Origin of the sequence: Azonexus sp. (genome assembly GCF_041909095.1) — a bacterium.
Classification (GTDB): domain Bacteria; phylum Pseudomonadota; class Gammaproteobacteria; order Burkholderiales; family Rhodocyclaceae; genus Azonexus.
Window position 1 is genome coordinate 1 of the sequence record NZ_JAYREB010000007.1, and the last position, 5,921, is coordinate 5,921.

The following is a 5,921-nucleotide window of genomic DNA, read 5'->3' on the forward strand; positions in this document are numbered from 1 at the left end:
GGAAGCGCGACTGGCCGAGCCGGGCGTCCGGCGACACCAGGTCGATGACGTACTCGAAACCGCCCGACAGGCTCTCCCGACCCCACCAGCATTCGACTTCCAGCTGCGGCATCCCCTCGTCCCGCCAGGACAGCGCATACAGGCGCGTGTCGCTCGAGAACAGGTTGCGCACGAGGTTGGTTGGCATAGCTTCTTACGCCGAAAAATTAGCGTATCAGAATATGCCTATGGTCTTGGTTTTGCAATGCCGCAATTGACATAGCGCAATTGATGCAAGGCAATTGATTCAGGACACCCATTGCGCTGGCTGATTCAGCCAGCGCTTGGTGGCGGCTTACTTGGCCCAGGCGTCGGCCTGCACCGTCGCGTCGTCGCGCCAGGCGGCGCGGGCGGTCTGGTTGGCCACCCAGTTGGGCAGGAAGGTGTAGGCCTCGTCGAGCAGGTGCGGCGTGTGGCGGCCCGGCGAGTAGCGCAGCGCGCGCTCGTAGTATTCGCGCAGCGCCGGGCGGAAGTTCGGGTGCGCGCACTTGTCGATGATCACCTTGGCGCGCTGCTTCGGTGCCAGGCCGCGCAGGTCGGCCAGACCCTGTTCGGTAACGATGACCTGGACGTCGTGCTCGGTGTGGTCGACGTGCGAGACCATCGGCACGATGCAGGAAACGGCGCCGTTTTTGGCCGACGACGGGGTCATGAAGATCGAGATGAACGCGTTGCGGGCGAAGTCGCCGGAGCCGCCGATGCCGTTCATGATCGAGGTGCCCATGATGTGCGTCGAGTTCACGTTGCCGTAGATGTCGGCCTCGATCAGCCCGTTCATCGCGATGACGCCGAGGCGGCGGATCACTTCCGGGTGGTTGGAGATTTCCTGCGGGCGCAGGATGATCGAATCCTTGAAACGCGGCAGGTCGGCGTTGAGTTCTTCGAGCGCTGCCGGGCTCAGTGAGAACGAGGTGGCCGAGGCGCAGGTCAGCTTGCCGCACTTGATCAGGTCGAGCATGCCGTCCTGCAGCACTTCGGTGTAGGCGGTCAGGTTCTCGAACGGCCCGTCCTGTAGGCCGGCCATCACCGCGTTGGCGACGTTGCCGACGCCGGATTGCAGCGGCAGCAGGTTGGCCGGCAGGCGGCCTTTCTTCACTTCGTGCTGCAGGAAGTCGAGGATGTGGCCGGCGATCAGCTTGGAATTCGCGTCCGGCGGCGTGAACGGCGAGTTGCGGTCGGCCTTGTTGGTTTCGACGACGGCGATCACCTTGTTGATGTCAATCTTGTAATAGGGGTCGCCGATCCGGTCGTCGGTCTTGAGGATGGGGATCGGTTTGCGGTGCGGCGGCAGCGCGGTGCCGTAGTAGATGTCGTGCATGCCTTCGAGATGCGGGTTCTGCCAGGCATTGACTTCGAGGATGATCTTGTCGGCCTGATCGAGCCAGGTCTTGTTGTTGCCGACCGACGACGAGGGGATCAGGCGGCCGTCTTCCAGAATGCCGGCGACTTCGACGACAGCGACGTCGAGTTTGCCGAGGAAGCCGCCCCAGACGAACTGGGCGACGTGCGACAGGTGGATGTCGATGTATTCCATCTCGCCGGCGTTGATCCGCTTGCGGCAGGTCGGGTCGGACTGGTAGGGCAGGCGCATCTCGACGCCATCGACCATGGCCAGCGCGCCGTCGAGTTCGGGCGCGGTCGAGGCGCCGGTCCACACGCCGATCTTGAATTTCTTGCCATGCAGGTTGGCATCCATGATGCGCTTGGCCAGCGTGGACGGCACCGCTTTCGGATAGCCGGCGCCGGTGAAGCCGCTCATGCCGACGTTGACGCCGGAAGGAATCAGGGCGGCGGCCTCTTCGGCGGACATGATCTTGCCGCGCAGGTGGGGACAAAGGATGCGGGAGGAAACGTTGGTCGTCTGCATGTTCGTTGGTGAGATACGGATAGCCAAAAAAAAGCCCGCACAAGGCGGGCTCAAGCCCACAACTCAAGGGCGCGTGATGCTCAGAGGAGACTGAGGCATGAGGGTGAAACCGCCATCGCGCATGCGCCATGCCAGCTTCGAAATACCGTGTCGCCCACAGGGGCGGCCCAAAACTGTCGAAAACTCGATGGGGCGCAACAATACGGACCGGCTTGCCGGGCGACAAACGACACTTTATGATGCGACGGAATAGAAAAACTTAATCGTCCGTGGCCTATCGTTTACCTCCCCTGCCGGCCTTGCGCGCTTTTGAAGCGGCAGCCCGCCATCTCAGCTTCAAGCAGGCGGCGGAGGAACTGCACGTGACGCCGGCGGCGATCAGCCAGCAGATCCGCCAGCTCGAGGACTACCTGGGGGTGGCGCTGTTTCGCCGCCTGACCCGGGCGATCGAATTGACCGCGGCCGGCGCCGCCATGCTGCCCGAGCTACGGCGCGGCTTCGATTGTCTGGCGGCGGCCGTCGATGGCACGCGTAGCGGCGACGATGGCGTGCTGACCATCCACGCCCCGCCCAGTTTCGCCTCGCGCTGGCTGGTGCCGCGCCTGCCGCGTTTTGCCGCCGCTCACCCGGGCATCGCCCTGCGCCTGTCGAGCGGTGACGATACCGTCGACCGCGACGGCGACACCGGCTGGATCAGCCCGGTCGACCCGCGCAGCGCCGATTGCGAGGTGGCCATCCGCTACGGTCGCGGCGGTTATCCCGGCCTGCGCGTCGAGAAGATCTTCGCGCCGGATTACGTGCCGGTATGCAGCCCGCGCCTGCCCAGCTCGGACAAACCGCTGGCGGCGCCGGCCGACCTGCGCCACCACCCGCTGATCCACGACGAGACGATCAGCGACGAGGACCTGCCATCCGGCTGGCAGCAGTGGCTGGCGCAAGCCGGCGTGCCCGGCGTTGATGCCGGGCGCGGCCTGCGTTTCTCGAACGCCATCCTGGCCGTCGAGGCGGCGCTCGACGGGCAGGGCGTGGCGCTTGCGCTGTCGCCGCTGGTCGAGGCCGATGTCGCCGCCGGCCGCTTGATCCGGCCGTTCGCGCTGCGCATCCCGTCGCCCTATGCCTACTGGCTGGCAATGCCGGAGGTACTGGCCGGCCGGGCATCGGTGGCCGCTTTCCGGGCCTGGATCCTGAGTGAAGGGGTTGCTGGAACCTGAATCCTTTGTGTTTGCCCGGGCAGTTTGTAGCGACAAAATGTAATAATATAACATTACATTTTCCCGCTCGCTCTGCCTTGCCCGCTCCGCGTCGTTTCGCCCTCGTCCTGCTGCTTTGCCTGGCCCCGCTGGTCGCGCTGCTGCACGAGCTCGCCCATGCCCGGGACGATGTCGGAGAAGTGGAAACCTGCGCCATCTGCCTGGTCGCGCATGTGCTGGCGGCAGCGCTGCCGCCAGCCAGCTTGCCCATTGGTGTGCCGCCGGTGTCTTGCGCGGTGTTGACATGGATACGCGCGACGGTGCTGCGGGCTGAAGCGCCGCAGCCGACACAGCGCGGACCGCCGACCGCCTGAAATCCCCTTCCCGTGTTTCGCCGTCCGCTGTGCAGTGTGCTCAGCGGCGGCCCCGTGTCGATTTCAGGAGTCACCCATGTTGCAGAAACCCATCGCTCTGGCCTTGCTGGCCGCCTTTTCCTGCGCCGCGCCGGCGGCCGAGGATGCCGAGCTGGCCGCCATCCGCAGCCAGCTCGCCGAACTGAAGAAGAATTACGAGCAGCGCATCGCCGCGCTCGAAGACAAGCTGGCGCAGAGCCGCGCCCAGGCCGAGAAACCCGCATCCGTCGCGGCGGCGGCCGAGGCGCCGCGTCTCGGTACCCCGGCCGGCGGCTTCAATCCGGAAATCTCGCTGACCCTGCAGGGCCAGTACAAGTCGATGAAGGACATCGACGAGCGGGCGATCGCCGGTTTCTGGCCGGCGGGCGGGCACGACCACGAAAGCGAAGGGATCAAGGGCGTTTCGAAGCGCGGTTTCTCGGTCGACCACACCGAGCTGATGCTGGCCGCCAACGTCGATCCCTACTGGCGCGGCCAGGCGATCCTGGCGGCGCTCGACGGCGAGGTCGAAGTCGAGGAGGCCTGGTTCCAGTCGCTCGGCCTCGACCACGGCATCGGTCTCAAGGGCGGGCGTTTCCTGTCCGGCATCGGCTACCAGAACGAACAGCACCCACATGCCTGGGACTTCGCCAGCACGCCGCTGATGTACCAGGCCCTGTTCGGCGAGCACGGCAGCTACGCGCAGGACGGGGTGCAGTTCAAGTGGCTGGCGCCAACGCCGATCTGGCTCGAATTCGGCGCCGAAGCCGGGCGCGGCGCCAACTTCCCGGGCTCTGACCGTAACCAGAACCGCGCCGGTGCCGGCGCCCTGTTCGTGCATCTGGGGGACGATGTCGGCAGCTCGCATAGCTGGCGCGCCGGTTTGTCCTACCTGCATACCCGCGCCCGGGAGCGCGAGGCGGAGGTGCATGACGCCAACGACGTGCATGGCGACGCCTCCTTTACCGGCCGCAGCCGGACCTGGCTGGCCGATTTCGTCTGGAAATGGGCGCCCGACGGCAACCCGAAGTACCGCAACTTCAAGTTCCAGACCGAGTATTTCCACCGTGACGAGCGTGGCGATATCGGTTGCGTTTCCGACGAGGCGGGGGCGGCCTGCGACGGTACGCGCGACAGCTACCGCAGCCGGCAATCGGGTTGGTATGCGCAGGCGGTCTACCAGTTCACGCCGCACTGGCGTGCCGGCCTGCGTCACGAGCAGCTCGATTCGGGCAGCCTGCGCATCGGGGCCAACGCGCTCGCCCAGCTCGGCGACGAGAACCTGATGTTCGCCCGCTACCGGCCGAAGCGCAGCGCGCTGATGCTCGATTACAGCTGGAGCGAGTTTTCCCGCGTCCGTCTGCAGTACGAGCGCGACCGCTCGATGCCTGGCGTCACCGACAACCAGTTCACCGTCCAGTACATCATGAGCCTCGGTGCCCATGGTGCGCACAAGTTCTGAGGAAACGTCATGCGCAGATTGATCGTATTGCTCGCCGCCCTCGCCAGCCTGCCGGCCTGGTCGGCGCTCGAGGTGTTCGCGACGGTGCCGGAGTGGGGGGCGCTGGCGCGCGAAATCGGCGGCGAGCGCGTCGCCGTCTTCGTCGCCACGAGCGCGCTGCAGGACCCGCACCGGATCGAGGCGCGGCCGTCGCTGCTCGCCCGAGCCCGCCGTGCGCAACTGGTTGTCGCCACCGGCGCCGAACTGGAAGCCGGCTGGTTGCCGGTGGTCCTGCGCGAATCCGGCAATGCCGCGGTGCAGCCGGGACGCGACGGCTATTTCGAGGCGGCAGCGCTGGTTGAGCGGCTGGAGGTGCCAAGCGTGCTCGACCGTGCCCACGGCGACGTGCATGCCGCCGGCAATCCGCACGTCCATCTCGATCCGCACCGCCTGCTGCGTATCGGCGAGGCGCTGGCCGAGCGGCTGGCGCGCGTCGATCCGGCGAATGCCGCCGCCTACCGCGCCGGCTTCGCCGATTTCGCCGGCCGCTGGCGGAGCGCGATTGGGCGCTGGGAAAAAGCCGCCGCGCCACTGCGCGGGGTGCCGGTGCTGGTCCATCACGGCTCCTTCGCCTACCTGACGTACTGGCTGGGCATGCCGGAAATCGGCACACTCGAACCCAAGCCCGGCGTTGAACCGAGCAGCGGCCAGCTCGCCGCGCTGCTCGAACGGCAGCGCGCGCGGCCGGCGCGCCTGGTCCTGCGCGCCGCCTATCAGCCGGCGGCGCCGAGCGAATGGTTTGCCAGCCGCGCCGCCATCCCGGCCCTGGTCCTGCCCTATACCGTCGGCGGATCGCCGGCGGCGCAGGACCTGTTCGGCCTCTTCGACGACAGCATCGCTCGTCTGCTGCAAGGGCTGCGGTGAATCCGCCAGTGCTCGTTCTCGACGGCGTCGTCGCCGGCGGGCCGCCGCCGGCGCCGCGCCCCGGCGAC

At 66.9% G+C, this 5,921-nt stretch carries 6 protein-coding genes; 4 read left to right on the forward strand and 2 right to left on the reverse strand.

What is annotated here, in order from left to right:
* Nucleotides 1–187, reverse strand: a 187-nt coding sequence (locus tag ACE3OV_RS13115; RefSeq protein ID WP_374327696.1) for a hypothetical protein, incomplete at its 3' end; no start/stop codon positions are given.
* Between the two features lie 147 nt (nt 188–334).
* Nucleotides 335–1,906: an acetyl-CoA hydrolase/transferase family protein gene (locus ACE3OV_RS13120; protein WP_374327697.1), complete on the reverse strand. Its 1,572-nt coding sequence runs from the start codon at nt 1,904–1,906 to the stop codon at nt 335–337.
* Between the two features lie 269 nt (nt 1,907–2,175).
* Between ACE3OV_RS13120 and gcvA the strand changes: the two genes are divergently transcribed.
* The 4 genes from gcvA to ACE3OV_RS13140 all read left to right on the forward strand — a co-directional run bounded on the left by gcvA (nt 2,176) and on the right by ACE3OV_RS13140 (nt 5,853).
* Entirely contained in the window at nt 2,176–3,117 is a 942-nt protein-coding gene (gene gcvA / locus ACE3OV_RS13125; protein ID WP_374327698.1) for a transcriptional regulator GcvA, read from the forward strand.
* A gap of 77 nt (nt 3,118–3,194) precedes the next feature.
* Complete coding sequence (locus ACE3OV_RS13130) at nt 3,195–3,470, forward strand: hypothetical protein (RefSeq protein WP_374327700.1); 276 nt, start codon at nt 3,195–3,197, stop codon at nt 3,468–3,470.
* A gap of 76 nt (nt 3,471–3,546) precedes the next feature.
* A complete protein-coding gene (locus ACE3OV_RS13135) occupies nt 3,547–4,950 on the forward strand; it encodes a TonB-dependent receptor (RefSeq protein WP_374327701.1) in 1,404 nt (467 codons plus the stop codon).
* Between the two features lie 9 nt (nt 4,951–4,959).
* A complete protein-coding gene (locus ACE3OV_RS13140) occupies nt 4,960–5,853 on the forward strand; it encodes a metal ABC transporter substrate-binding protein (protein ID WP_374327703.1) in 894 nt (297 codons plus the stop codon).
* The last annotated feature ends 68 nt before the right edge of the window (nt 5,854–5,921 follow it).

What these genes read in the sequence shown, in the direction of transcription:
- ACE3OV_RS13120 (WP_374327697.1), bottom strand. Translation starts at nt 1,906, where the DNA reads ATGCAGACGACCAACGTTTCCTCCCGCATCCTTTGTCCCCACCTGCGC.
- ACE3OV_RS13140 (WP_374327703.1), top strand. Translation starts at nt 4,960, where the DNA reads ATGCGCAGATTGATCGTATTGCTCGCCGCCCTCGCCAGCCTGCCGGCC.
- ACE3OV_RS13135 (WP_374327701.1), top strand. Translation starts at nt 3,547, where the DNA reads ATGTTGCAGAAACCCATCGCTCTGGCCTTGCTGGCCGCCTTTTCCTGC.